This window comes from Geodermatophilus sp. SYSU D00815, assembly GCF_054050035.1.
Map to the genome: position 1 here is coordinate 1 of NZ_JBJGYO010000028.1, position 24566 is coordinate 24566.

Below are 24566 nucleotides of genomic sequence, written 5' to 3' on the forward strand. Positions count from 1 at the left end.
CTTATGGGGCCTGAGCGGGCCCCGGGTCGGCGCCCGGGGGGGGCCCCGCGCGGGCCGGGCCCCGCCCCCCCCCCCCCCCCCCCCCCCCCCCCCCCCGGCGCGGGCGCTGGCCGGGACCGTGGCCGCCGGCGACCCGGCGATCGTCTGGCCCGACCGCTTCCACGTCGGCTACTGGAACCTGCCGCCGTTCCTCGACGGGCACGGCGGCCACCCGGTCGTCGCCTACGCCCTCTCCGACGGGCGGGTGCACGTCGACGACCGCACGCTGGCCCCGCTGACCGTGCCGGTGGCCGCCTTCGACCGGGCCCGCGCCCGCGTGGGCAGCTACCGGAACGCGATGCTCGTCGTCCGGTCCCACGACACCGTCGTCCCGGCCGACCGGCTCCGGTCCGCGGTGCGGGAGGGGCTGGCCGCCACCGTCGACCAGCTCGGCGGGACGTCGACGTCGTTCGCGCTGCCGGCCTGGCGCAAGTGGTCGCGGCTGCTCGTCGACGCCCGGGCGGCGAAGGGCTGGCCGACGGTGTTCGCCGACCGCCGCGGCCTGCTGCGGGCCCTGGCCAGCGTGTGGGAGGCGGTCGAGCCGGCCGGGATGGACGGCGGCCACCTGCGCGGCCTGTTCGCCGACGGGCTCGACGAGGCCGCGGCGCTGCTCGACGAGCCGGCCCTCGCCGCCGAGGCGCGGCGGTGGCGGGAGATCGCCGAGCGCTGGCACGCCCTCGCCGAGGCCGCGCTGCCCGCCGACGTGCCGGCCATCGCCCGGCTGCGGGAGCTGACCGCCGCCGTCACCGGCGCGGTGGCCGAGGGCGACGCGGGGGCCGGCGAGCGGGCCGCGGCCGCCGAGGAGCTGTGGCGGTTGCGGGCCGAGCACGCCGACCAGCCGCCGCTGGCGCCGGAGCGGGTGGCCGCCGTCCTGGCGGCGATGAGCGAGCACCTGGCCGTGATCCACGAGGCCGAGACGGCGGCCGTGCGGCGCCTGGGCGCCGTGGCCGCGCGGTACGGCGGCCGGGACGCCGGGTAGGGAGCGGCCATGGTCAACGAGACGCCGAACACCCCCGGTCTGAGCGAGACCGAGCTGCGGGACATGAAGGTCGACGAGCTGCGCGAGCGCGCCCGGCAGGAGGGCGTCGAGGGCACCTCCGGCATGAAGAAGGAGGAGCTCGTCGGCGCGCTGTCGTCCGCCGCCCGTGAGGGCGCCGGCAGCAGCGGCGGCGGCGGAGGTGGAGGCGCCGGGTCGCCGGGTGACGCCGGTCCGGACGGCGGTCGCGTGCGCACCGGCGACCAGACGTCGAAGTCGATCCAGTACTCGCAGAACATCACCTCGCCCGACGAGGACCCCGAGCGAGCCGGCCGCAGCCTGGTCACCACGAGCCACGAGGTGATCCGGCAGTGGGCCGAGGAGCGCGACGGGGTGCCGGCCACGGTGCCCGGCACCGAGCACGGCGACCACCTCGGGGTGCTGCGGATCGACTTCGGCGGCGACTCCGAGGAGCTGCGGCAGGTCAGCTGGGACGAGTGGTTCGCCACCTTCGACGCCCGCTCGCTCAACTTCATCTACCAGGAGGAGCGCAAGGACGGGAACCGGAGCACGTTCTTCCGCCTGGAGAGCCCGGACCGCGAGGACGGGTGAGCCGACCGCGGGCGGCCCGGGACTTTCCCGAGGCCGCCCGCGGTTGCACCCCGCATGAGCACCAGCGCACTCACCGCCGCCGACTTCGAGTCGACGGTCACCGGCAACGGCATCGTCCTCGTCGACTTCTGGGCCGCGTGGTGCGGGCCGTGCCGTGCGTTCTCCCCCGTCTTCGAGGCCGCCTCCGAGCAGCACCCCGACGTCGTCTTCGCCAAGGTCGACACCGAGGCCGAGCAGGCGCTCTCCGCGGCCGCCGGCATCCGGTCGATCCCCACGCTCATGGCCTTCCGCGACGGCATCCTGGTCTTCAACCAGGCCGGCGCACTCCCCGCCCCCGCGCTCGAGCAGCTGATCGCCGGCGTGCGCAGCCTCGACATGGACGCGGTGCGCGCACAGCTCGCCGAGCAGGAGGCCGCCCGCCCCGCCTGACCCGCCGTGGGGCCTTCGGTACCGGAAGCCCGGTCGCGGTGGGGCTTTCTGTACCGGAAGCCCGCTCAGGCGGGGCCGAGCAGCGACACCGGCACGTCGACCAGCCGCGAGCGCAGGTACTCCCCCAGGCCCTTCGCCTGCGCGTCGGGGCGGGTGCTCGACGCGACGCCCTCGCCGAGCAGGCCCACCACCACGACGTTGACCGCGCGCAGGTTCGGCAGCCGGAAGACCCGCACCTCCAGCTCGGCCGCCTCGGTCAGCAGCTCCCTGATCCGCCCCGGGGTGATCTCGGCGGCCAGCCAGGCGTAGCCGTCGTCGTCGCGCGCCCAGAACCCGACGTTGGCGTTTCCGCCCTTGTCCCCCGACCGCGCCCCGGCGACCCGGCCGAGCGGCACCCGCACGGTCTCCCCCGCCGGCGGGAGCGGCGGGGGCGCCTCGACCGGCGGCGGCAGCGCGCCCGGGGGCGGGTGCGGCACCGTCCGCGTCGTCCCGTCCGGCAGGTGGACGACGTGCTCGACGACGTCGGCGGGCACCAGCGACGGCCAGTACACGCCGTAGGCGCTCTCCGGCGTCGGCGGGCTGGTGGCGTGGAAGCCGGCGTAGCCGCCCAGCGCCAGCCCGACGGCGGCGTCGGAGAACCGGCGCCCCACCTTCTCCGCGTCGGCGTCCTTGACCGTGATGCGCAGGTGCGCGGTGGCCTGCTCGTTGGTGGGCGCGTCCGGGACGTCGTAGCGCAGCAGCCGCACGTCGGTCTCGGCGAACGCCTCGCGCCCGCCGAGCTGGTCGAACAGCAGCTGCTCGGCCCAGGCCGCCTTCTCCTCGACGTCGAGGCCGGTGAGCACCAGCGTCATCGTGTTCCGGTAGCCGCCCAGGGCGTTGAGCGCCACCTTGAGCGTGTCCGGCGGCGGGCTCCCCCGGGTGCCGGACAGCCGCACCCGGTCGGGCCCCTCCTGCGTGAGCGCGATCGTGTCGAAGTGCGCGACGACGTCGGGGTTGGCGTAGGCCGGCTCGGCGATCTCGTAGAGCAGCTGCGCGGTGACCGTGCCCACCGACACCACGCCGCCGGTGCCCGGGTGCTTGGTGATCACGCTGGAGCCGTCGGCGGCGACCTCGGCGATCGGGAACCCGGGTGCGCGCCGGTCGCGGACCTCGTCGAGGAAGGCGTAGTTGCCGCCGGTGGCCTGCGGCCCGCACTCGACGACGTGCCCGGCGGCCACCGCGCCGGCCAGCGCGTCCCAGTCGCTGCGCCCCCACCCGTGCCACCAGGCGGCCGGGCCCACCACGAGCGAGGCGTCGGTGACCCGCGGGCAGACGACGACGTCGGCGTCGGCGGCCAGCGCCTCGGCGATCCCCCACCCGCCCAGGTAGGCGTTGGCGGTGAGGGGGCGCAGCCCCGAGTCGGCCGGCTCGGCGCCGGTGTCGAGGTGGGCGAGGTCGACGCCGCCGGCCTGCAGGTCGGGCAGCCGGTCGAGCAGGTCGTCGCCGGTGACCGCGGCCACCCGCACCGGCACGCCCAGCCGGGCGGCGAGCTCGCGCACGCGCTCGGCGAGCCCGAGCGGGTTCAGCCCGCCCGCGTTCGTCACGACCTTGACGCCCCGGTCGGCGCAGGTGCCCAGCACCTCCTCCAGCTGGGCGAGGAAGGTGCGGGCGTACCCCGCGCCGGGGTCCTTCCGGCGGGCCTTCCAGAGGATGAGCATGGTCAGCTCGGCCAGGTAGTCGCCGGTGAGCACGTCGATCGGGCCGCCCTCGACCATCTCGCGCGCGGCGGAGAAGCGGTCGCCGTAGAAGCCCGAGCAGTTCGCGATGCGCACCGGGGGCCTCATGCCGGCACCTGCGCGCGGCCCGGTCCCGGCGGCCCGGCGAAGGCCTGCGCGACGTCCAGCCACCGGTCGGCGACCGGCCCCGTGGCGACCAGCGCGGTCCCCGCGCGGTGCCGGCGCTGCACGACCAGCAGGCAGAAGTCCTCCGCCGGGCCGGTGACGCGGTCGGCCGCGTCGGCCGGACCCCAGGTCCACACCCCGCCGTCCGGGCCGGTCAGCTCCACCCGCACCGGCGCGTCGGGCACCGGCAGCCCGCGGACGGCGAAGCTCCAGCCCAGCGTGCGCACCCCGAGGTGGGCCACGTGCCGCAGCCGCGCGGTCGGCCGGCGGGTCAGGCCGAGGGCGTCGAACACGTCCTGCCCGTGCGCCCAGGTCTCCATGAGCCGGGCGGTCACCGACGACGCGGCGCTCATCGGCGGGCCGTACCAGGGCAGCTTCGTGCCCGGGTCCAGGGCGGCGAAGACCTCGAGGTAGGCGCGGCGGGCGCGCTGCAGCCAGGCGAACGCCTCGGCGCCGGTGAGCCCGCGGTGGCGCTCGGCCACCCGGTCGGGGTCGTCGTCGACGAGCTCCCGTGCCGCGAACCGCCCCGGGTCGGTGGCCGCCTCCACCGCGGCGTCGTCGAAGAACGCGAGGTGGGTGACCTGGTCGCGGACGGTCCAGCCCGCCGCCGGGGTGTCCCGCGCCCAGTCGGCCTCGGCGAGCACCGAGAGCACCTCGTACAGCTCGGCCGACTCCGCGGCCAGGTCGGCGGTCAGCACCGCCATGTCCGCGCTCACGGCTGCTCCCCCACCACGGCGAGGACCGCGCCGGTGTCGACGGCGGCGCCCACCGTCGCCGGCAACGCGGTCACGACGCCGTCGTGCGGCGCGCGCACCGGGTGCTCCATCTTCATCGCCTCCAGGACGACGACCACCGCCCCCGCCCGCACCGGCTCGCCCTCGGCCACCTCCACGCGGACGACGGTGCCGGGCATCGGGGCGAGCAGGGAGCCGGCGGCCTCCTCGGACCGCGGCTCGGGAAAGCGCTCGACCTCCACGAGCACCGTGGCCCCGAGCGGGCTGTCGACGAAGCAGGTGCGGCCGACCCGGTGCACCTCCACCGTGCGCCGCACCCCGTCGACCGCCAGGGTCACCGCCTCCGGCGCCGCCGCGTCGACGACGACGTCCAGCCGCTCGCCGTCGACGCTCGCCCGCAGCCCGTCGCGGCCGGCGCGGTAGCGGACCTCGACCACCCGGCCGGCGACCTCGAAGGACACGGCCTGGTCGGCCGAGGGCACGTTGCGCCAGCCGGCGGGCAGCGTGGCCTGCACCGCCGCGGCGGCCCGGCGCTCGGCGGCGCCCGCCAGCGCGGCCGCGAGGGCGTGCACCCGCAGGGCCCGGTCTGCGTCGGGCCGTGCCGACAGCCCGGCCGGGTCGTGCCGCTCGAGGTAGCCGGTGTCGATCTCGCCGCGCCGGAACTCCCCCTCGCGCAGCAGCCCGACCAGCAGGTCGCGGTTGGTGGTCACCCCGTGCACCCGCGCCTCGGCCAGCGCGCGGGCCAGGGTGCGGCAGGCGGCCTCGCGGGTGGGCCCGTGCGCGATCACCTTGGCCAGCATCGGGTCGTAGTGGACGCCGACCACCGACCCGTCGGCCACGCCGGCGTCCACCCGCAGCCCGGGCAGCGCCGGCACCCGGAACCGGTGCACCGTGCCCGTGGCGGGCAGGAACCCCGCCGCGACGTCCTCGGCGTAGAGGCGCGCCTCGACCGCGTGCCCGGTGAGCGTCGCGCCGGTGACCTCCGGCGGCAGCGGCTCGCCGTCGGCCACCTGCAGCTGCACGCGCACCAGGTCCAGCCCGGTGACGCACTCGGTGACCGGGTGCTCGACCTGCAGCCGGGTGTTGACCTCCAGGAAGAAGAACCGCCCCGCCCGGTCGAGCACGAACTCGACGGTGCCGGCGCCGACGTAGTCGATGGCCTTGGCCGCGGCGACGGCGGCGGCGCCCAGCTCCGCCCGCAGCTCCGGGGTGACCGCCGGGGACGGCGCCTCCTCGACGATCTTCTGGTAGCGCCGCTGGATCGAGCACTCGCGCTCGAAGAGGTGGACGACGGTGCCGTGGGTGTCGCCGACCACCTGCACCTCGACGTGCCGCGGCCGCTCGACGAACCGTTCGAGGAACACCGTGCCGTCGCCGAACGCCGACGCGGCCTCCCGCCGGGCCGCGGCCACCGCCGGGGCCAGCTCGCCGGCGGCGCGCACGATCCGCATGCCGCGGCCGCCGCCGCCGAACGCCGCCTTGACCAGCAGCGGGTAGCCGATCCCCTCGCCGGCGCGGGCGAGGGCGGCCTCGTCGAGCTCGCCGCGGGCGCCGATCACCGCGCCGGGCAACGTGGGGACGCCGGCGGCGGCCATCCGCTCCTTGGCCGCGGTCTTCGAGCCCATCGCCTCGATCGCCTCCGGCGACGGCCCGACGAAGACCAGCCCGGCGTCGGCGCAGGCCCGCGCGAAGCCGGCGTTCTCCGACAGGAACCCGTACCCGGGGTGGACGGCGTCGGCCCCGGTGGCCCGGGCCGCGGCGACGAGCAGGTCGCCGCGCAGGTAGGTCTCGGCCGGCGTCGCGCCGGGCAGCCGCACCGCCTCGTCGGCGGCGGCGGCGAACGGCGCGCCGGCGTCGGGGTCGGAGTAGACGGCCACCGTGGCGATGTCCATCTCGCGCGCGGTGCGGATGATCCGCAGCGCGATCTCGCCGCGGTTGGCGACGAGCAGCTTCCGGATCACCGCCGCTCACCTCCCGCGAGTCCACCACGATGGCCATGTCGGTGGGTCTGCACGGCGGTCACATCCGGAAGACGCCGTAGCCGCGGCGTCCCTCGACCGGTCCCGAGTGGGCGGCCGACAGGGCGATGCCCAGCGCCGTCCGGGTGTCGCGCGGATCGAGCAGGCCGTCGTCGTAGAGCCGGCCGGTGACGAAGAAGGCGTGCGACTCCGCCTCGATCTGGGCCTCGACCGCCCGGCGCCGGGCGTCGTCGGCGGCCTCGTCGAACTCCCTGCCCGCCGCCGCGGCCGCCGCCCGGCCGACGATGGAGAGCACCCCGGCCAGCTGCGCGGCGCCCATCACGGCCAGCTTCGCCCCCGGCCAGGCGAAGACGAAGCGGGGGTCGAACGCCCGCCCGCTCATGCCGTAGTTGCCCGCGCCGAAGCTCGCGGCGAGGTTCACCGTGAGGTGCGGGACGGTGCTGTTGGTGACGGCGTTGATCATCTTGGCGCCGTCCTTGATGATCCCGCGCTGCTCGTACTCCTTGCCGACCATGTAGCCGGTGGTGTTCTGCAGGAACAGCAGCGGGGTGTCGGCGGCGTTGGCCAGCTGGATGAACTCGGTGGCCTTCTGCGCCTCGGGGCCGAAGAGCACGCCGCGGGCGTTGGCGAGGACGCCGACCGGGAAGCCGTGCACCGACGCCCAGCCGGTGACCAGGCTGGTGCCGTACTCGGCCTTGTACTCGCCGAAGCGCGAGCCGTCGACGACGCGGGCGAGCACCTCGCGGGGGTCGAACGGCACCCGCAGGTCGGCCGGCGCGATGCCGAGCAGCTCGTCGGGGTCGTGCACCGGCTCGTCGGCCGGCAGGGACGGGCCGGGGCCGAGCTTGCGCCAGTTCAGCTCGCTGACGATCCGGCGGCCGATGCGGATGGCGTCGCGCTCGTCGACGGCGAAGTGGTCGGCCAGACCCGAGACCCGGGCGTGCATGCGGGCGCCACCGAGCTCCTCCTCGTCGGCGTCCTCGCCGGTCGCCATCCTGACCAGCGGCGGGCCGCCGAGGAACACCTTGGCCCCGCCGTCGACCAGGACGGCGTGGTCGCACATGCCCGGCAGGTACGCCCCGCCGGCGGTCGAGTTGCCGAACACCAGCGCGATCGTCGGGATCCCCATCGCCGAGAGCTCGGTGAGGTCGTGGAACACCTTGCCGCCGGGCACGAAGATCTCCGACTGCGTGGGCAGGTCGGCGCCGCCGGACTCGACCAGGTTGACCACCGGCAGCCGGTTGCGCCGGGCGATCTCCAGCGCGCGCAGCGACTTCTTCAGCGACCAGGGGTTCATCGCGCCGCCGCGGACGGTCGGGTCGTGCGCGATCACCACGCACTCGACGCCCGAGACGACGCCGATGCCGGTGACCAGGCTGGCGCCGACGGTGAAGTCGGTGCCCCAGGCGGCCAGCGGCGAGAGCTCGAGGAACGCCGAGTCGCGGTCGAGCAGCAGCTCCACCCGCTCGCGGGCCAGCAGCTTCCCCCGCGCCCGGTGCCGGGCGGCGTAGCGCTCGCCGCCGCCGGCGCGGGCCAGGTCGAGCTGCTCCTCCAGCTGCTCGAGCAGCGCCAGCGAGGCGGCCCGGTTGGCGCGGTACTGCTCGGCGCCGGGGTCGAGGCCCGAGCGGAGCACCGTGCCCTCGGTGACGCGGGGGTGGAGGGATGCGACCACCCCCGATGTCTACACCGCCGGGGTGGCGCAGCTCACGCGGCTCCGCCGGACGGCGGGCGCCGCATGCCCACGACGGCGGCCGACACCCCGAACAGGGCCGCACCCGGCACGAGCAGCCACATCGGCCAGAAGTAGTCCGGCCCGCCGTTGCCGATGCTGACCAGCACCCACACGGTGAGGTTGATCGACACGACGGCGAACCAGATCGTCCACAGCACCTTGAGCGCGGTGGGCAGCCGGGCGATCGACGGCGTGGCGCGCTCGGCCGGGCCGGCCGCGGACCGCCGCGACGACCGGGGCTCCAGCGCGCGCATCTCGCCGGCCGGCGGCAGGTCGACGAACAGCGGCTCCAGGTCGGCCCGTGTGACCGCGGCGTAGGCACGGGCCAGCCGGTCGTCGTACTCGAGGAGGTCGAGCCGCCCCTCGCCGAGGGCCAGCCGGAGCCGTTCGGCGGCCGCCTGCCGGTCGCGGTCGGAGATCCGGATGTCGGGGCGCTGCTCGTCCATCGCCGACCTCCCGCGCGGAACGTGTGGGACCGGAATCTAGTCCCTGGGGGGCACGCCGCGCTGCGCGTGGCACCGCACGACGACGATCGCCACGTCGTCCTCCGACCGGCGGGCGACGATCCGGTCCAGCAGCGCGTCGCACAGCTCGTCCACGCCCAGTTCGCCGGCGTCCTCGAGCACCCGGACGAGGCGCTCGAGGCCGTCGTCGATCGTCGTCCGCCCCTGCTCGACCAGCCCGTCGGTGTAGAAGACCAGCGTGTCCCCGGGCAGCAGGTCGACGACGTGGTCGGTGCGCTCCTGCGGGGTGTCGGTGCCGAGGAGGGCCTCCGGGGTGGTGGTCAGCGTGCGCACCGTCCCGCCGGCGGAACGCACCAGCGGCGGCAGGTGCCCGGCCGACGACCAGCGCAGCGTCCGCACGCCGTCGGCCCGGTCGCCGGGCGGCTGCTCGATGCGCGCGATGAGCGCGGTCGCGAGGGTGCCGATCCGCAGGCCGTCGAGCGCCTCGTCGACCCGGGCGAGCACCCGCGCCGGCGGCTCCTGCCGGTCGTAGGCGATGCCCCGGACGATGCTGCGGATCTGCCCCATCGCCGCGGCGGCGTCCACGTTGTGCCCGACGACGTCGCCGATGACGAGCAGGGTGGCGCCGTCGGGCTGCTGGAAGGCGTCGTACCAGTCGCCGCCGACGTGCATGTTGCTCGCCGCCGGCTGGTACCGGACGGCGATCTCCAGGTCGTCGGGCTGCGGCGGCGGGGTGAGCAGGCTGCGCTGCAGGGTCTCGGCCACCTGGAGCTGGCGGCCGTAGAGCCGCGCGTTGTCCAGCGCCAGCCCGGCCCGGCGGGCGACCTCGACGGCGGTGGCGATCTCCATCTCGCTGTGCGGGCCGCGGGCGCGGCCGTTCATGAGCGCGATGCCGCCGAAGGTCTCGCCGCGGGCCCGCAGCGGCACGATCGTGAACGAGTCGGTGTCCAGCCGGCGCCAGGCCTCGCGCACGTGCTCGGTGGTGAGCTGGGGCTCGATCAGCTCGGCGGGGATGGGGTGGACGGAGATCGGCTCGCCGCCGAGGAAGGCGTTGGTCAGCGGGGTGTCCTCGTTGCCGCCCTGCTCGGGTCGGTCCAGGTAGGCGTCCAGCGCACCGACGAGCGCGGGGTCGCGGTGCCGCCGCGCGCTCTCGGTGGGCCGGCGGTCCTCGCCGATGAGGGCGGCGACGGCCCAGTCGCACAGCCGGGGCACCACGAGGTCGAGCAGCCGGTCGAGCGTCTCGTCGGTGTCGAGCGTGCTGATCACCGCCTCGCTGACCTCGGCCAGGAAGCGCAGCCGGTCGGCGTCGGCGTCGGCGTCCACCGGGCTCTCGACGGGGACGGCCGCCTCGGGGTGGCGCTCGACCGGCTCGCGGAAGCTCACGTGCAGGCGGTCGCCGCTGCGGACGGCGGTCGCGCTCAGCCAGCGGCGCCCGGGCGCGTAGTAGCCGTGCCAGGTGACCCGCTCCCCCACCGTGCGGGCGTGCAGCAGGAAGCTGTGGAAGATCGTGCCGCCGAGCTCGGGCAGCGCGATCCAGATGTTGCGCCCGAGGAGGTCCGAGCGGCCGCGGCCCAGCAGCCGTGCCGCCGCCTCGTTGACGTAGACGATCGCCCAGTCGCCGTCGAAGACGGCCACGCCGTCGGGGACGGCGTCCAGCGCCTCGCCCAGCAGCTCCGCACCGGCCGGCGCGGAGGCGGCGGTATCGGTCAACGACGTCTCCCCGGCTCGGCCGGCGGGACCCTCCCGCGGCATGTCGCGGGAAACCGTACGCCACGCCGGCTGCGGCGACGCCGCAGCCGACCCGGTGCCGAGCGGGCACCGGTGCGCCACCCCGCGCAGCCCGCCCCGGAGCCGCCCGCGCGGCCGGGGAGGTGCACTCTGGAGGGTGACTCGGGAGGGGAACCATGCCGGCGTCACAGCCCACGCTCAGCGCCCGACTGCTCGTCCTCGCCGGCCTGGCCGTCGCCGGAGCCGCGGCCCTGGTGCTGCTCGCCCGCTACGGGCTGCACCGGATGGGCCGGAGGCTGCGACGCCGCCGCTGAGCCCCGGCCGCGGGCCCGGCGGCCGCCGACCGGGGTCCGGGGGCGAGCTCCACCGATGAGTTCCGCCGGGTGGGCCGGTCCAGCAGGACGTACGCCGTCGACCCACCGAGTGGAGCCAGCATGACCAGTCCCGCACACCCCGGCCGGATGCTGTTCGTGAACGTGCCCGTCGCGGACCTCGAGCGCAGCAGGGCGTTCTTCGCGGAGCTCGGGTTCGGCTGCGACCCGACGTTCACCGACGAGACCGCCGCGTGCATGCTCGTCGGCGAGCACGCCTTCGTCATGCTGCTCAGCCGGGAGAAGTTCGCGGAGTTCGCGAAGCTGCCGATCGCCGATCCCAGGACGCACACCTCGGCGCTGTACTGCTTCAGCGTGTCGTCCCGCGACGAGGTCGACGCGGTCAGCGCCGCTGCGCTCGCGGCGGGTGGCACCGAGGCGGACGACGCCGAGGACTACGGCTTCATGTACTCGCGCAGCTTCTTCGACCTCGACGGGCACGGCTGGCAGGTCATGTGGATGGACCCCGTGGCGGCGGCGCGGGGCCCCCAGGCGTCCCCCGTGCCGGACGCCGGTGTCCCGGCCTGACCACCGGCGGTCGTACGGGCGACCCGAGCACCGAGGAGCGGCTCGATGCGCAGGGTGACGTGCGCGATGGGCGTCTCGCTCGACGGCTACGTCGTCGGGCCGGACGGCGAGTTCGACTGGACGGCTCCCGACGAGGAGCTCTTCACCTTCGCCACCGACCAGCTGCGAGAGGTCGGGGTCCACGTCCTGGGACGCCGGCTGTACGAGTCGATGCTGTACTGGGAGACCGCCGACCAGGATCCGTCGCTCGACGAGCTGTTCGAGCAGGCCGGGATCGGGGCCGACACCCGGCGCGAGTTCGCCGGGCTGTGGAAGCCGCTGCCCAAGGTGGTGTTCTCCAGGACGCTGTCGACGGTGCAGGGCACGGCCCGCCTGGCCTCCGGCGGCCTGGCGGAGGAGATCGAGCGGTTGCGCGCCGCGCCCGGCGAGGGCGACATCGCGATCGGCGGCGCGACCCTCGCCGCCGAGGCGGCCGCGTCGGATCTGATCGACGAGTACCGGGCGAAGGTGTACCCGGTGCTGGTCGGCGGTGGCATCCCCTTCCACCCCCGGCGCGGGTGCCGGGTGGATCTCGAGCTGGTCGAGACCCGCACCTTCAGCTCCGGGGTCGTCTACCTCCGCCACCGCGTGGTGCGCTGGCCGGGCGGCAGGCCGACGAGGTGAGCCCGAGCGGCCGCCGGGGCGATCGGCCGGCGTGCGCGGCGCACGCCGGCCGGTCTCCGGTCAGAGCAGTTCGAGGATGGTGGCGTTGGCCTGGCCGCCGCCCTCGCACATGGTCTGCAGGCCGTAGCGGATGCCGTTGTCGCGCATGTGGTGCACCAGCGTGGTCATCAGCCGCGCCCCGGAACCGCCCAGCGGGTGGCCCAGCGCGATCGCCCCGCCGTTGGGGTTGACCGCCTTGGCATCGGCGCCGAGGTCGGCCAGCCAGGCCAGCGGCACCGGCGCGAACGCCTCGTTGACCTCGAACACCCCGATCTCGTCGATCGACAGCCCCGAGCGGGCCAGCGCCTTCCGGGTGGCCGGGATCGGCGCGGTCAGCATGATCACCGGGTCGGCGCCGGCCAGCACCGCGGTGTGCACCCGCGCGATCGGGGTCAGCCCCAGCTCCCGGGCCTTCTCCGAGGTGGTCATCAGCAGCGCCGCGGCGCCGTCGGAGATCTGCGAGGAGTTGCCGGCGGTGATCACCCCACCCTCGGGCCTGAACACCGTCTTGAGCGTGCCCAGCTTCTCCACGCTGGACTCGCGGATGCCCTCGTCGGCGCCGACCACGCCGGCGTCGGTGGGCACCGGGGCGAGCTGGGCGTCGAAGCGGCCCTCGTCCCGCGCCGCGGCGGCCTTCTCGTGCGAGGCCACCGAGTACTCGTCGAGCTGGGTGCGGGAGAAGCCCCAGCGCTCGGCGATCATCTCCGCGCCCACACCCTGGTTGGGGAACACGCCGTAGCGGTCCAGGAACGCCCCCGGCAGCGGCGACCCGCCCACCGACGTCGCCGTGCCCATCGGCACCCGGCTCATCGATTCCACCCCGCCGGCGACGACCACCTCGTAGTGCCCGGCGACCAGCCCGGCCGCGGCGAAGTGCACCGACTGCTGCGAGGAGCCGCACTGCCGGTCCACCGTCACCCCGGTCACCGACTCCGGCCAACCGGCGGTGAGCACCGCGGTGCGGGCGATGTCGAAGGTCTGCTCGCCCACCTGCGACACGCAGCCCCAGATCACGTCCTCGACCACGCCGGGCTCCACCCCGGCCCGCTCGACCAGGGCGCCCAGCACGTGCGCGGAGAGGTCGGCCGGGTGCACCCCGGACAGCCCGCCGTTGCGCTTGCCGACCGGCGTCCGCACGGCCTCCACGATCACTGCGTCCCGCATGTCCAGTCCCCTTCGACGGCGTGTGGTCTGCACCGCACTGTAGGTGCAGTTCCCGAACTCAGGACAGCGCGTCGCCCGACGGCGCGGTCAGCGGCCCGTCCACACGGGCGCGCGCTTCTCGGCGAACGCGGTCGACCCCTCCCGGGCGTCCTCGCTGGCGAACACCGGCGCCACGATCTCGGCCTGCCGCGCCCAGCCCTCGGCCCACGTCCAGTCGGCGGAAGCGCGGGCGATCTGCTTGGTGGCGGCGACCGCCAGGGGACCGTTGGCGGCGATCGCGGCGGCCAGCTCCAGCGCGCCGTCGAGCGCCCCGCCCTCCGGGGTGAGCCGGTTGACCAGACCGATCGCGGCCGCGCGCGGCGCGGGCAGCGGGTCGCCGGTGAGCAGCAGCTCCAGCGCCAGCGCGTACGGCACCCGCCGGGTCAGCAGCAGCGCGGCGCCGCCGGCAGCGACCAGCGACCGCTTCACCTCCGGCACGCCGAAGCGGGCGGTCTCGGCGGCGACGACGAGGTCGCAGGCCAGCAGCAGCTCGAAGCCGCCGGCCAGCGCCCAGCCCTCGACGGCGCCGATGAGCGGCTTGCGCGGCGGGGTCTGGGTGATGCCGCACAGCCCCCGGCCCTCGATCGCCGGGGTCTCGCCGCGCAGGAACGCCTTGAGGTCCATGCCGGCCGAGAAGGTCCCGCCCGCGCCGGTGAGCACGCCGACCCGCAGCGAGTCGGAGGCGTCGAGCTCGTCGACGGCGGCGGCCACCGCGGCGGCGACCCCGGCGGTGAGCGCGTTCCTCGCCGCGGGCCGGTTGATCGTGATGACCTGCACGCCGTCGCGCGCCTCGACCAGCACCTCGTCGCTCACCGCTGCTCCTCCCTGTCGGCCTGCACCACCGCGCCGCCGGCCAGCAGCGCCGTCACCTCGTCGTCCCCGAAGCCCCAGGCGCGGAGCACCGCCACGGTGTCCTGGCCGGGCGAGCGCGGGGCGCCGCGCACCGCGGCCGGGGTGCGCGAGAACCGGGGCGCCGGCGCCGGCTGCGGCCCCAGCCCCTCGTCGACGAACGTCCCCCGCGCGACCAGGTGCGGGTGCGCCGGCGCCTCGGTCAGCCCCAGCACCGGCGTGACGCAGGCGTCGGTCCCCTCGAACACCGCCGTCCACTCCGCGCGGGTGCGGGCGGCGAACGCCTCGGCGAACAGCCGCCGGTGCTCCGGCCAGGCGGCGACGTCGTGCTGCCCGGTCCCGGGCAGCTTCCCGGTGAGGCCCAGGCCCTCGACGAACTGCGCGTAGAACTGCGGCTCCAGGGCGCCGACCGCCATGTGCCCGCCGTCGGCGCAGCGGTAGGTGTCGTAGAACGGCGCGCCGCCGTCGAGCAGGTTGCTCTCCCGGCGGTCGCGCCACAGGCCGGCGCCGAGCATCCCGTGGACCATCGTCACCAGCGAGCTCGCGCCGTCGACCATGGCGGCGTCGACCACCTGCCCCCGCCCGCTGGTGGCCCGCTCGAGCAGCGCCGCGAGGACGCCGACGACGAGGAACATCGAGCCGCCGCCGAAGTCGGCCCCGATGTTCAGCGGCGGCACCGGCTTCTCGCGCGGGCCGATCGCGTGCAGCGCCCCCGTGAGGCCGAGGTAGTTGATATCGTGGCCGGCGCGGGCGGCCAGCGGGCCTTCCTGCCCCCACCCGGTCATGCGGGCGTAGACCAGCCGCGGGTTGCGGGCGGCGCAGTCCTCGGGCCCGATGCCCAGCCGCTCGGTCACCCCCGGCCGCAGCCCCTCGACCAGGACGTCGGCCCGCTCCACCAGGCGCAGCACGACCTCGCGGCCCTCGGGGGTCTTCAGGTCCACCGCCGCGCACGGCCGGCTGCGGTGCAGCGCCTCGCGCTCCGGCGGGAACAGCTTCGCCCCCCCGCCCGGCCGGTCCACGCGGACGACGTCGGCGCCGAGCTCGGCGAGCAGCATGCAGGCGTAGGGGCCGGGGCCGAGCCCGCTGAGCTCCACGACCCGGATCCCGGCCAGCGGACCGGACGGCGGCGTCACGGCCCGCACGCTAGCAAGCAGGCCGGGCGCACCTAGGCGTCGCCGTAGACGGGCACGCGCGCCCCGCTCACCGGGGCGGCGTCGGGGCCCGCGAGGAAGGCGATCACCCGGGCGACCGCGGCCGGCGCGACCGCCCGCGCGGCCAGCTCCGGCGACATCCACGAGCGGTTGGCCGGGGTGTCGATCACCGACGGCAGCACGCAGTTGACCCGGATGCCCCGCGGCCGCAGCTCCTCGGCCAGCAGCTCGGTCATCCGGACGACCGCGGCCTTGCTGGTGGCGTGGGCGACCGGCGCCCGGCCGGTGACCGCCGTCTTCGAGCCGACGGCCACGATCGCCCCGCCGCGCGGCATCCGGGCCGCGGCCTGCTGGGCGCACCACAGCAGCGAGGAGACGTTCGACTCCCACATCTGCGCCCAGGTCTCGGCGGTGAGCTCGGCCAGGGAGCCCGGGCGGAAGCCGCCGGCGAGCGCCACGAGCACGGCGGGCACGCCGATCCGGTCGATCTCGGCCCACGCCGCCGCCGTCGCCCCGGCGTCGGCGAGCTCGGCGGCGACCGGGTGCACGCCGTCGGCCCGGCCCACCTCGTCGAGGGCGTCCCCGGCCCGGTCGAGCGCGACGACCTCCCGCCCCGCCGACCGGAACTCCGCCAGCACCGCCCGGCCCAGCGCCCCCGCGGCGCCGGTCACCACCACCAGTCCCTCGTCCACGCGGGTTAGCGTGGCAGGGCGTGGCCGTCCCCGCGCCGCGTGCGCTCGTCCCCTCGCTGGTCTTCCTCGGCACCTGCGTCGCCGTGATCAGCAGCCTCGGCGCCCCGCTGGTGCCCGCGATCGCCGCCGACACCGGCGCCTCCCCCGCCGACGCGCAGTGGACGCTGACCGTCACCCTGCTGGTCGGCGCCGTGGCCACGCCCGTCGTCGGCCGGCTCGGTGACGGGCCGCACCGCCGGCCGGTGGTCCTCACCGTGCTCGCCCTCGTCGTCGCCGGCGGGGTGCTCGCCGCGCTGCCGCTCGGGCTGGGCTGGCTGGTCGCCGGCCGGGGTCTGCAGGGCTTCGGCCTGGGCCTGACCCCGCTGGTCATCGCGACGGCCCGCGACGTGCTCGCCGGCGAGCGGGCGCGGTCGGCCGCGGCCGCGCTGTCGCTCACCACCGCGGCGGGGCTGGGGCTGGGCTACCCCCTCACCGGGCTGATCGCCGAGCTCGGCGGGGTGCACGCCGCGTTCTGGTTCGGCGCCGCCTTCACCGCCGTCGCCCTCGCCGTCGCTACCGTCGTGTTCCCGCCCTCGCCGCCGCGGGACGCCCCGCCGCTGGACGTCGTCGGCGCCCTGCTGCTCGGCGCCGGGCTGGCCGGCGCGCTGCTCGTGCTGAGCGAGGGCGAGGCGCAGGGCTGGGGCTCCCCGTGGCTGCTCGTCCTCGCCGCCGTCGCCGTGGTGGCGCTCGCGGCGTGGGTGGTCTGGGAGCTGCGCCGGCCCGCCCCGCTGGTCGACCTGCGGCTGGCCCGCGGCCGCACGGCCGCGGTCGCGCACGTCGCCGCGCTGCTGGTCGGCGTCGCCAACTACCTCATGATCACCGGCGTCACGTTCCTCGCGCAGACCCCGGTGAGCTCCGGCTACGGCTTCGGCGCGTCGGTGGTGCTCTCCGGGCTGGTCCTGCTGCCGTTCTCCGCCGGCAGCATGCTCGGCGGCCGGGTCGCCCGGGGTCTGGCCGAGCGCGGCCGGGGGGCGCTCGTGCTGCCCTGCAGCGCCGTCGTCATCGCGGTCGCGGCCGCGCTCTTCGCCACCGTGCGCGGGCAGCTGTGGGAGCTGTTCGCCCTCATGGGCGTGTGCGGTACCGGGGTGGGCGGCGCCTTCTCCGCCTTCCCCGGCCTCATCACCCGCGCCGTCCCCGCCGGGGAGACCGGGAGCGCGATGAGCCTCAACCAGGTGCTGCGCTACGTCGGCTTCGCCACCGGCAGCGCGCTCACCGCCACCCTGCTCGAGGTCGCCACGCCGGAGGGCGGCGACATCCCCGCGAGCAGCGGCTACACCGCCGTCGGGCTGCTCGGGTGCGCGGTCGCGCTGGTCACCGCGGTGCTGACGACGGCGCTGCTGCGCCGTCCGGCCGGCACCTCCCCCGCCGCCGCGGACGCCAGGGTTACCGGGCGGTAGCTCGTGTGGGATGGTCGGGGACGTTGACGTCCGACGACGGCGAGGACGCCGTCAGGGAGTAGAGGTCCCATGCGGTTGCAGCTGTCCCCGGAGGACGAGGCCTTCCGGGAGGAGATGCGCACCTTCTTCACCACCCAGGTGCCGCAGTCGATCCGCGACACCGTCGCGCACCACCGGCACCTGACCAAGGACCAGTACGTCGAGAGCCAGCGGATCCTCAACGCGGCGGGCCTGGCGGTGCCGCACTGGCCGGTGGAGTGGGGCGGCAAGGACTGGACGCCGCTGCAGCGCCACATCTGGCGCGAGGAGATGCAGCTGGCCGCCGTCCCCGAGCCGCTGGCCTTCAACACCAGCATGATCGGCCCGGTGCTGGCCGCCTTCGGCACGCAGGAGCAGAAGGAGCGGTTCCTGCCGGCCACGGCGAACCTCGACATCTGGTGGTGCCAGGGCTTCTCCGAGCCCGACGCCGGCTCCGACCTGGCGTCGCTGCGCACCACCGCCGTCCGCGAGGGCGACGAGTGGATCGTCAACGGGCAGAAGACCTGGACCACGCTGGGCCAGCACGCCGACTGGATCTTCTGCCTGGTGCGCACCGACCCGACGGCCGAGAAGCGGCAGCGCGGCATCTCGCTGCTGGTCTTCCCGATGGACACCCCCGGGGTGACCCTGCGCCCGATCGAGCTGCTCGACGGCACCCACGAGGTCAACGAGGTCTTCTTCGAGGACGTCCGGGTGCCGGCCGAGAACCTCGTCGGCGAGGAGAACGCCGGCTGGACGATCGCGAAGTTCCTGCTCGGCAACGAGCGGGTCGGCATCGCGCGCGTGGGCCACACCAAGCGACTGCTGGCCGACGCCAAGGAGCACGCGCGGTCGATCGTGGTCAACGGCACCCCGCTGTCGGAGGACCCGTACACCACCGCGCGCATCGCCGAGCTCGAGAACGAGCTGCTGGCGCTGGAGCTGACGGCGCTGCGGGTGGTGGCGAACTCGGCCGACGGCCGGCCGCACCCGGCGTCGTCGGTGCTCAAGCTGCGCGGTTCGGAGCTGCAGCAGGCCGCCACCGAGCTGCTGGTCGACCTGGCCGGCCCGCTGTCGCTCGCGTCGTACGCCGACGGCGGCTCCGACGTCCCCGAGTGGGCGCGGGTGGCCACCCCGGAGTACCTGAACTACCGCAAGGTCTCCATCTACGGCGGCTCGAACGAGGTTCAGCGCACCATCATCGCCGGCACGATCCTGGGGTTGTGATCTCACCGTGGACTTCACCTTCGACGACGAGCAGGACGCCCTCCGCGAGGCGGTGAGCGGCCTGCTCGCCCGCGCGTACGGCGACAGCGAGAACCGCCGCCGGGTCACCGCGACGGACCCCGGCTTCGACGAGAAGACCTGGTCGCGGCTGGCCGAGATGGGCGTGCTGGGCCTGCCCTTCCCCGAGGAGTCCGGCGGCATGGGGGCCGGGCCGGTCGAGGTCGCGGTGGTGGCCGAGGAGATCGGCCGGGTGCTCGCACCCGAACCGTTCGTCGAAGCCGTCGTGCTCGCCGGCGGCCTGGTGCAGGCGGCCGGCACGGCGGCGCAGCGGGAGGAGCTGATCGGCGGGCTCGCCGAGGGCTCGCTCGTCCTCGGCTTCGCGCACGCCGAGCCCGGCACCCGCTGGACGCCCACGGCCAACGGGGTCGGTGCCACCGAGGACGGCGGCGCGTGGACGCTGACCGGCGTCAAGGAGCCGGTGCTCAACGGCGCGCGCGCCGACGTCCTGGTCGTCAGCGCGGTCGTCGGCGGCGGCACCCGGCTGTTCGTCGTCCGGGGGGACGCCGACGGCCTCACCCGCACCGGCTACCGCACCCACGACGGCGGCCGCGCGGCCAGGGTCGAGTTCTCGGCCACCCCGGCCGAGCCGCTCGGCGACGGCGGCGGCGACCGGACGGCGGTGGTCGAGCGGGCGCTGGCCGAGGCCCGCATCGCCTACGCGCACGAGGCCGTCGGGGCGATGGCGACGGCGCTGACCACCACGACCGAGTACCTGAAGACGCGCAAGCAGTTCGGCGTCACCCTGAACAAGTTCCAGGCGCTGACCTTCCGGGCCGCGGACATGTACGTGTCGCTGGAGCTGGCCCGCAGCACCGCGCTGTGGGCGACGCTGGTGCTCGACGCCGGCGGCGACGTCGTCACCGCGGCCGAGCGGGCGCGGCTGCAGACCAGCCGGGCCTCGCGGCACATCGGCAAGGAGGCGATCCAGCTGCACGGCGGGATCGGCGTGACCGCCGAGTACTCGGTGGGCCACCACACCAGCCGGCTGACCGCGATCGACCACGTGCTCGGCGACGGCGACTGGGCGCTGGCCCGCCTGGCCGCGGGGGTGGACGCCTACCCCACGGTCGACCCGCTCGGCGCCCCGTACACCCCGTGAGCGGACCGGCGCCGGCCCTGGTCAGCCCCGCCTGGCTGATCGGGGGCATGCGCAACGTCCCCGGCTACCTCGGCGCGGGCGCGGGCCGCCTCACCTTCGTCAGCGACACGCCGGTCTTCGACGTGCCGCTGGCGGAGGTGGGCGAGGTGAGCTGGCCGTGGCACTGGTTCGGCGGCGGGGTGAAGCTCACCGCCGCCGGCCAGAAGTACAAGATCACGTTCGTGCGGCCCAACGGCATGCCGCAGCCCGACCCGTCGATGCTGCAGACCGCGGCGGGCGTCTTCGGCGTGCTCACCGGCACCTGGCACGACATCTCCGCGCTGCAGGGGCTGGCCGACATCGGCACCGGCCGCTCGGCGGGCGCGAAGTGGAAGCAGGTCCTCCCCGGCTGAGGCCGACCGCGGCGCCGAGAAGGCGATCCGTGCACGCGACACGGCGGCACACGCCGCGTCAGCGTGCACGGATCGCCTTCTCGCGCCTGCTGAGCCGTGCCAGGCCGCGCCCGGCCCGGCGCAGCAGCTCGTGGGCGAGCAGCGTGCCGGCGGCGGAGACGGCCACGATGACGAGGTACGTGACGACCGGCGGCCACGACGTCCCGACGACGACGAAGGCGACGGCGACCACCACCGGCTGGTGCAGCACGTACCAGGGCAGGACGGCGGACCGGGCGTAGGCGGCCGCCCGCGACCCCGGCGCCGCGGGTTCGGGCCGCGGCGCGGCCAGCGCGCCGACGATCGCCAGGGTGGCGCACCAGCCGGCGACGCCGAAGCAGGCCCGGCCGACCGCGGAGACCAGGTCGCGGTCCAGCAGCGGGTCGGCCCCGGGCACCTCCCGCCGCAGCAGGAACAGGGTGCCCGCGGCGAGCAGGGCGAGGACCCCCACGAGCACCGCGGGGCGCACGCTGCGCCGGGCCGCGGCCCGCAACCCGGGAGCGGCGGCGAGCAGCACTCCCCCGGCGAAGAACAGCCCGTAGACGACCTCGTTCGAGGCCGCGATCCCCTCGTCCAGGCCGATCAGCGCGCACGCGGCACCGGTGAGGACGGCCGGCAGCAGGACTCCCCCGGGCCGGCGCTCCGCCGCGGCCCCCAGCCGGCCGAGGAGCCGCGCGCCCCGGTCGCCGGAGAGGAACCGGAGCACCGGCACCGCCGCCAGCGAGTACAGCAGGAGCAGCACGAGGAACCACAGGTGCCCGGTCTCGAAGCCGCGGCCGTCCGCGGCCGGCTGCAGGAGGAAGGGGAACTCCGACCAGTCGACCCGCACGCGGAAGAAGCGCGGCCAGAACTCGGCGTAGGACTCGGTGTAGCCCGGGTCGGTCCGCAGGCGCAGCCAGACCGGCAGCGGCACGAGCAGGACCGTGCCCAGCAGCAGGGGGACGCCGATGCGCGTCCACCGCCGGCGGACGAAGCCGGCGCCGTCCCGCCGTCGCCACGAGCTCCAGGCGCCGACCCCGGCGATCAGGAACAGCAGCGGCATGGCCCAGACCACCACCGGCGCGGCGAGCGGCACGAGGACGTCGGTGGTGCGGTCGTCCTTGACGTAGAAGTCGTCGTCGGCGGCGAAGACGAGCGCGGCGTGGAACGGGATGAGCCCGGCCACCACGACCGCGCGGGCGAGGTCGAGCTGCGGCCACCGGTCGGCCCGGGCCGGCCGTGCGGACGCGGGCCGCAGGTGCGTCGTCACGCCGTCCGATCCTGCCGCGCGGGCGCTGCGGGCGGGGCTCAACCCAGCATGGCGCGGCGCAGCTCCCCCGCGTCGGTGGCGACCTGCTCGAGCACGGGGGTCACCGCCTCCTCGCCGAGGACGCCGCAGGTGAGCCGGCCGATCGGCACCGGCTCGTAGCCGGCGGTGGTCAGCCGCGCGGCGACCTCCGACGCCGCGCGCAGCAGGCTGCCGCCGTGGTGGGTGAGGTCGTCGACGGTCTTGAGCGCCGTGACCATCCCCGCCGGGAAGCCCCACTGCTCCAGCGCCACGGCCGTCAGCCGCAGGGCGTGGATGCCGTAGCGCCGCGCCTCGGCGGCGCGCCGGCCCAGGAAGGTCGGCTCCTCGGCGATCAGCTCGGTGTAGCCCGCGGCGTCGTTGTGGTGCAGCAGCGCCGCGCCGAGCCCGGAGAGCAGGCCCAGGCACAGGGCGTCCTGCGGCCGCTCGCCGAAGCGGCCGGCCAGCGTGGAGGCGGCGAGCGCGCAGCTGGTGGAGTGGTCCCAGAAGTCCTCGGGCAGCCGCGACTCGTCGTCCAGGTCGGTCAGCGACACCGTCGCCATCGTGCGCACGGTGGTGAAGCCGATGACGGTCACCGCGAACTGCAGGGAGGTGACCCGACCGCGCATGCCGAAGTAGGCGGAGTTGGCCAGCTTCATCACCCGCCCGGCGAGGGCGACGTCGGTGGCGAGGACGTTGGCCAGCTCCCGGGCGCCGGTGTCCTCCGCGCCGGCCACCGACACGATGTGCGCCGCCACCGGCTTCTGCACGGCCATGGTGTCGATGCTCGCCAGCACGTGCTCGATGTCGAACGTGGGCACGGACAGGGGGACGAGGGTCATGCGAGGCCTTCCCGCTGGGCGGCGAACCAGGTGGTCGTCTCGGGTCCGGTCATGGGCCGGCCGAGCCCGAAGCCCTGGAGGTAGGTGGCGCCGAGGCGGGCCAGCTGCTCGGCCTGCTCCACGGTCTCCACCCCCTCGGCGACCGTGCACAGGTTGAGGTTGTGCGCCAGCGCGATGACCGCCGAGGCGATCTCGGCGTGGCCGTCGGCCAGCTCGGCGACGAACGAGCGGTCGACCTTGAGGCAGTCGACGGGCAGGTGCCGCAGGTACGCCAGCGACGAGTAGCCGGTGCCGAAGTCGTCGATGGCCACCTGCACGCCGAGGTCGCGCAGCTGCTGCAGCACGTCCCGGGCCAGCCCGGGATCGCTCATCAGCGCCGACTCGGTGATCTCCAGCTGCAGCCGGGACGGCGTGAGCCGGTGCCGGCGCAGCGCGGCGCGGACCTGGACGGGCAGGTTCTCGTCGAGCTGGAGCGCCGAGACGTTCACGTTGGCCCGCATCGGCGCCGACATGCCGAGCTCGTGGTCCCAGACGGCCAGCTGCCGGCAGGTCTCGTCGAGCACGAACAGCCACAGGCCGCCGACCAGGCCGGCCTCCTCGGCCAGCGGCACGAAGTCGGCCGGGCTGATCGGGCCGCGCTCGGGGTGCTCCCAGCGGGCGAGCGACTCGACGGCCACCGCCGCGCCGTCGCCGGCGATGAAGATCGGCTGGTAGAGCAGCGTGATCTCGCGCCGCTCGATGGCGTCGCGCAGGTCGGCGACCAGCCGCAGCTTGTCCCGCGCCTGCGCGCGGCCCTGCTGGTCGAGCACCGTGATCCGGCCCTTGCCGCTCGCCTTGGCCTGGTACATCGCGATGTCGCAGTCGCGGATGAGCTCCTCGGCCTCGAGGTGCTCGGCGGTCTGCACGGTGACGCCGACGCTGGCGTGCGGGCGGATGTCCAGCCCACCGAGGTGCACGACGGCGGAGATCGCCTCGCGGACGCGCTGGGCCAGGTTCACGGCGTCGGCCTCGCCGACCCCCTCGCAGACGACGACGAACTCGTCGCCGCCGAACCGCGCGACCAGGTCGCCGGGCCGGACGGTGCGGGTCAGCCGCTGCGCCACCTGCACGAGGAGCTCGTCGCCGGCGGTGTGGCCGAGCGAGTCGTTGACCACCTTGAAGTTGTCGAGGTCGAGGAAGAGGCAGGCCAGCTCGCTGCGGCCGGGGACGAACCGCTCGGCCACGTACTGCGCCAGCAGGATCCGGTTGGGCAGGCCGGTGAGCGGGTCGTGGCCGGCCTGGTGGGCCAGGCGGGTCTCGAACGCCAGCCGCTCGGTGATGTCCTCGAGGGTGGCGACGAAGCCGGAGCCGACCCCGGGCGTGAACAGGTGGGCCAGGCGCAGCACCGTCGTCCGCTCGGTGCCGTCGGCGCGGACGAGCCGCGCCTGCGTGTCGGTGTCGTCGCCCTCGAGGGCCGCGGCCGCCGCGTCCAGGACGCCGTCGAGGTCGTCGGGGTGGACGGTGTCCATCCAGGCCGTGCCCAGCAGCTGCTCGGCCCGGCGGCCGACGAGGCTGCAGAACGCGTCGTTGACGTGCGCCAGCCGCATCCCCTGCTCCGACAGCAGCGTCGGGACGGGCGAGCGCTCCGTGAGCGCGGCGAAGCGCCGCTCGTGCGCGTCGGCGGTGGCCCGCAGCGCCCGCTCGTGCTCGTCGCTGATCGGCGCGACGCGCAGCGTCCACATCCGCCCGCTGGGCATCGGGGTGGAGACGACGAGGGCGTCCACCGTGCCGCCGTCGGCCCTGCGGACCGGCAGGCGCATCTGCGCGCCGCGCTCCCGGCGCAGCAGGAGCTTGCGCTCCCCGCCGCGCAGGGTGGGCAGCAGGTGGTCGACCGGCAGCCGCCGCAGGTCCTCGCCGTCGTACCCGAGCAGCGTGACGGCGCCCTGGTTGCCCCAGGTGAGCCGGCAGGTCGTGCCGACGACCTCGGCCACCAGGATGGCCATGGCCTCCGTCACCGCGGCGCCGTAGAAGACGCCGGCGACCACTTCGGGGGGCACGCGCTCGTCGCCGGACGCGCTGCGCTTGGCCGCCACGGTCCTCCCTCTTCCCGTTGCGGAACCGCGCCGGACGGTTCCCGCACC

At 75.8% G+C, this 24566-nt stretch carries 23 protein-coding genes; 10 read left to right on the forward strand and 13 right to left on the reverse strand.

Annotated elements, in window-relative coordinates; translation table 11 throughout:
* Positions 1-118 precede the first annotated feature (118 nt).
* From ACI78S_RS21535 to trxA, 3 genes are read left to right on the forward strand one after another with little or no spacing between them, the layout of a single operon-like run.
* On the forward strand, positions 119-1018 hold the full coding sequence (locus tag ACI78S_RS21535; RefSeq protein WP_456977017.1) for a DUF4872 domain-containing protein: 900 nt from the start codon (positions 119-121) through the stop codon (positions 1016-1018).
* A gap of 9 nt (positions 1019-1027) precedes the next feature.
* Positions 1028-1627, forward strand: coding sequence for a Rho termination factor N-terminal domain-containing protein (locus ACI78S_RS21540; protein ID WP_456977018.1), 600 nt, complete (start codon positions 1028-1030; stop codon positions 1625-1627).
* A 54-nt stretch (positions 1628-1681) separates the two neighbouring features.
* Positions 1682-2056 (forward strand): thioredoxin, encoded by a 375-nt coding sequence (gene trxA, locus ACI78S_RS21545; protein ID WP_456977019.1) that lies wholly within the window; start codon positions 1682-1684, stop codon positions 2054-2056.
* Between the two features lie 65 nt (positions 2057-2121).
* Here trxA and ACI78S_RS21550 read toward each other — a convergent pair whose 3' ends face one another.
* From ACI78S_RS21550 to ACI78S_RS21575, 6 genes are read right to left on the reverse strand one after another with little or no spacing between them, the layout of a single operon-like run.
* Positions 2122-3879 (reverse strand): acyclic terpene utilization AtuA family protein, encoded by a 1758-nt coding sequence (locus ACI78S_RS21550; protein ID WP_456977020.1) that lies wholly within the window; start codon positions 3877-3879, stop codon positions 2122-2124.
* Complete coding sequence (locus ACI78S_RS21555) at positions 3876-4652, reverse strand: TIGR03084 family metal-binding protein (protein WP_456977021.1); 777 nt, start codon at positions 4650-4652, stop codon at positions 3876-3878. The genes ACI78S_RS21550 and ACI78S_RS21555 overlap by 4 nt, the downstream gene beginning before the upstream one ends.
* Positions 4649-6631, reverse strand: a complete 1983-nt coding sequence (locus ACI78S_RS21560) for an ATP-binding protein (protein ID WP_456977022.1) — start codon at positions 6629-6631, stop codon at positions 4649-4651. The genes ACI78S_RS21555 and ACI78S_RS21560 overlap by 4 nt, the downstream gene beginning before the upstream one ends.
* Before the next feature lie 58 nt (positions 6632-6689).
* On the reverse strand, positions 6690-8321 hold the full coding sequence (locus ACI78S_RS21565; RefSeq protein ID WP_456977023.1) for an acyl-CoA carboxylase subunit beta: 1632 nt from the start codon (positions 8319-8321) through the stop codon (positions 6690-6692).
* Positions 8322-8353: 32 nt separating this feature from the next.
* On the reverse strand, positions 8354-8827 hold the full coding sequence (locus ACI78S_RS21570) for a DUF1707 SHOCT-like domain-containing protein (protein WP_456977024.1): 474 nt from the start codon (positions 8825-8827) through the stop codon (positions 8354-8356).
* Positions 8828-8863: 36 nt separating this feature from the next.
* Positions 8864-10555: a SpoIIE family protein phosphatase gene (locus ACI78S_RS21575; protein WP_456977025.1), complete on the reverse strand. Its 1692-nt coding sequence runs from the start codon at positions 10553-10555 to the stop codon at positions 8864-8866.
* A gap of 194 nt (positions 10556-10749) precedes the next feature.
* On the opposite strand from ACI78S_RS21575, the gene ACI78S_RS21580 reads away from it, so the two are divergent.
* The 3 genes from ACI78S_RS21580 to ACI78S_RS21590 all read left to right on the forward strand — a co-directional run bounded on the left by ACI78S_RS21580 (position 10750) and on the right by ACI78S_RS21590 (position 12135).
* Entirely contained in the window at positions 10750-10887 is a 138-nt protein-coding gene (locus tag ACI78S_RS21580) for a hypothetical protein (RefSeq protein ID WP_456977026.1), read from the forward strand.
* A 120-nt stretch (positions 10888-11007) separates the two neighbouring features.
* A complete protein-coding gene (locus tag ACI78S_RS21585) occupies positions 11008-11472 on the forward strand; it encodes a VOC family protein (RefSeq protein WP_456977027.1) in 465 nt (154 codons plus the stop codon).
* 45 nt (positions 11473-11517) lie between these two features.
* On the forward strand, positions 11518-12135 hold the full coding sequence (locus ACI78S_RS21590; RefSeq protein WP_456977028.1) for a dihydrofolate reductase family protein: 618 nt from the start codon (positions 11518-11520) through the stop codon (positions 12133-12135).
* A 60-nt stretch (positions 12136-12195) separates the two neighbouring features.
* Here the strand turns inward: ACI78S_RS21590 and ACI78S_RS21595 are convergent, their stop codons facing one another.
* The 4 genes from ACI78S_RS21595 to ACI78S_RS21610 all read right to left on the reverse strand — a co-directional run bounded on the left by ACI78S_RS21595 (position 12196) and on the right by ACI78S_RS21610 (position 16069).
* Positions 12196-13338 (reverse strand): thiolase family protein, encoded by a 1143-nt coding sequence (locus ACI78S_RS21595; protein ID WP_456977029.1) that lies wholly within the window; start codon positions 13336-13338, stop codon positions 12196-12198.
* 87 nt (positions 13339-13425) lie between these two features.
* A complete protein-coding gene (locus tag ACI78S_RS21600; RefSeq protein WP_456977030.1) occupies positions 13426-14190 on the reverse strand; it encodes a crotonase/enoyl-CoA hydratase family protein in 765 nt (254 codons plus the stop codon).
* The gene (locus tag ACI78S_RS21605; RefSeq protein ID WP_456977031.1) at positions 14187-15359 is read right to left on the reverse strand and encodes a CaiB/BaiF CoA transferase family protein; all 1173 of its coding nucleotides are present in this window, start codon (positions 15357-15359) and stop codon (positions 14187-14189) included. The genes ACI78S_RS21600 and ACI78S_RS21605 overlap by 4 nt, the downstream gene beginning before the upstream one ends.
* 32 nt (positions 15360-15391) lie before the next feature.
* Positions 15392-16069 (reverse strand): SDR family NAD(P)-dependent oxidoreductase, encoded by a 678-nt coding sequence (locus ACI78S_RS21610; RefSeq protein WP_456977032.1) that lies wholly within the window; start codon positions 16067-16069, stop codon positions 15392-15394.
* A gap of 20 nt (positions 16070-16089) precedes the next feature.
* Between ACI78S_RS21610 and ACI78S_RS21615 the strand changes: the two genes are divergently transcribed.
* The 4 genes from ACI78S_RS21615 (at position 16090) to ACI78S_RS21630 (ending at position 20301) form a co-directional block, all read left to right on the forward strand.
* Entirely contained in the window at positions 16090-17505 is a 1416-nt protein-coding gene (locus tag ACI78S_RS21615) for an MFS transporter (protein ID WP_456977033.1), read from the forward strand.
* Between the two features lie 69 nt (positions 17506-17574).
* Complete coding sequence (locus ACI78S_RS21620; protein ID WP_456977034.1) at positions 17575-18750, forward strand: acyl-CoA dehydrogenase family protein; 1176 nt, start codon at positions 17575-17577, stop codon at positions 18748-18750.
* Positions 18751-18757: 7 nt separating this feature from the next.
* Positions 18758-19909 carry an acyl-CoA dehydrogenase family protein gene (locus ACI78S_RS21625; RefSeq protein WP_456977035.1) on the forward strand — a complete coding sequence of 384 codons (1152 nt, stop codon included), beginning with the start codon at positions 18758-18760 and terminating at the stop codon, positions 19907-19909.
* Positions 19906-20301 (forward strand): hypothetical protein, encoded by a 396-nt coding sequence (locus ACI78S_RS21630; RefSeq protein WP_456977036.1) that lies wholly within the window; start codon positions 19906-19908, stop codon positions 20299-20301. Before ACI78S_RS21625 ends, ACI78S_RS21630 begins: the two co-directional genes overlap by 4 nt.
* Positions 20302-20359: 58 nt before the next feature.
* On the opposite strand, the gene ACI78S_RS21635 is transcribed toward ACI78S_RS21630, so the two are convergent.
* From ACI78S_RS21635 to ACI78S_RS21645, 3 genes are read right to left on the reverse strand one after another with little or no spacing between them, the layout of a single operon-like run.
* Positions 20360-21589 (reverse strand): acyltransferase family protein, encoded by a 1230-nt coding sequence (locus tag ACI78S_RS21635; protein ID WP_456977037.1) that lies wholly within the window; start codon positions 21587-21589, stop codon positions 20360-20362.
* Positions 21590-21627: 38 nt separating this feature from the next.
* Positions 21628-22446: an HDOD domain-containing protein gene (locus ACI78S_RS21640; protein WP_456977038.1), complete on the reverse strand. Its 819-nt coding sequence runs from the start codon at positions 22444-22446 to the stop codon at positions 21628-21630.
* Positions 22443-24518 carry a putative bifunctional diguanylate cyclase/phosphodiesterase gene (locus ACI78S_RS21645; protein ID WP_456977039.1) on the reverse strand — a complete coding sequence of 692 codons (2076 nt, stop codon included), beginning with the start codon at positions 24516-24518 and terminating at the stop codon, positions 22443-22445. Before ACI78S_RS21645 ends, ACI78S_RS21640 begins: the two co-directional genes overlap by 4 nt.
* Between the last annotated feature and the right edge of the window lie 48 nt (positions 24519-24566).

Bases quoted from the DNA above. Each gene is read 5' to 3' on its own strand.
- ACI78S_RS21550 (WP_456977020.1), bottom strand. From the start codon at position 3,879: ATGAGGCCCCCGGTGCGCATCGCGAACTGCTCGGGCTTCTACGGCGAC.
- trxA (WP_456977019.1), top strand. From the start codon at position 1,682: ATGAGCACCAGCGCACTCACCGCCGCCGACTTCGAGTCGACGGTCACC.
- ACI78S_RS21540 (WP_456977018.1), top strand. From the start codon at position 1,028: ATGGTCAACGAGACGCCGAACACCCCCGGTCTGAGCGAGACCGAGCTG.
- ACI78S_RS21585 (WP_456977027.1), top strand. From the start codon at position 11,008: ATGACCAGTCCCGCACACCCCGGCCGGATGCTGTTCGTGAACGTGCCC.
- ACI78S_RS21595 (WP_456977029.1), bottom strand. From the start codon at position 13,338: ATGCGGGACGCAGTGATCGTGGAGGCCGTGCGGACGCCGGTCGGCAAG.
- ACI78S_RS21640 (WP_456977038.1), bottom strand. From the start codon at position 22,446: ATGACCCTCGTCCCCCTGTCCGTGCCCACGTTCGACATCGAGCACGTG.
- ACI78S_RS21590 (WP_456977028.1), top strand. From the start codon at position 11,518: ATGCGCAGGGTGACGTGCGCGATGGGCGTCTCGCTCGACGGCTACGTC.
- ACI78S_RS21580 (WP_456977026.1), top strand. From the start codon at position 10,750: ATGCCGGCGTCACAGCCCACGCTCAGCGCCCGACTGCTCGTCCTCGCC.
- ACI78S_RS21570 (WP_456977024.1), bottom strand. From the start codon at position 8,827: ATGGACGAGCAGCGCCCCGACATCCGGATCTCCGACCGCGACCGGCAG.
- ACI78S_RS21620 (WP_456977034.1), top strand. From the start codon at position 17,575: ATGCGGTTGCAGCTGTCCCCGGAGGACGAGGCCTTCCGGGAGGAGATG.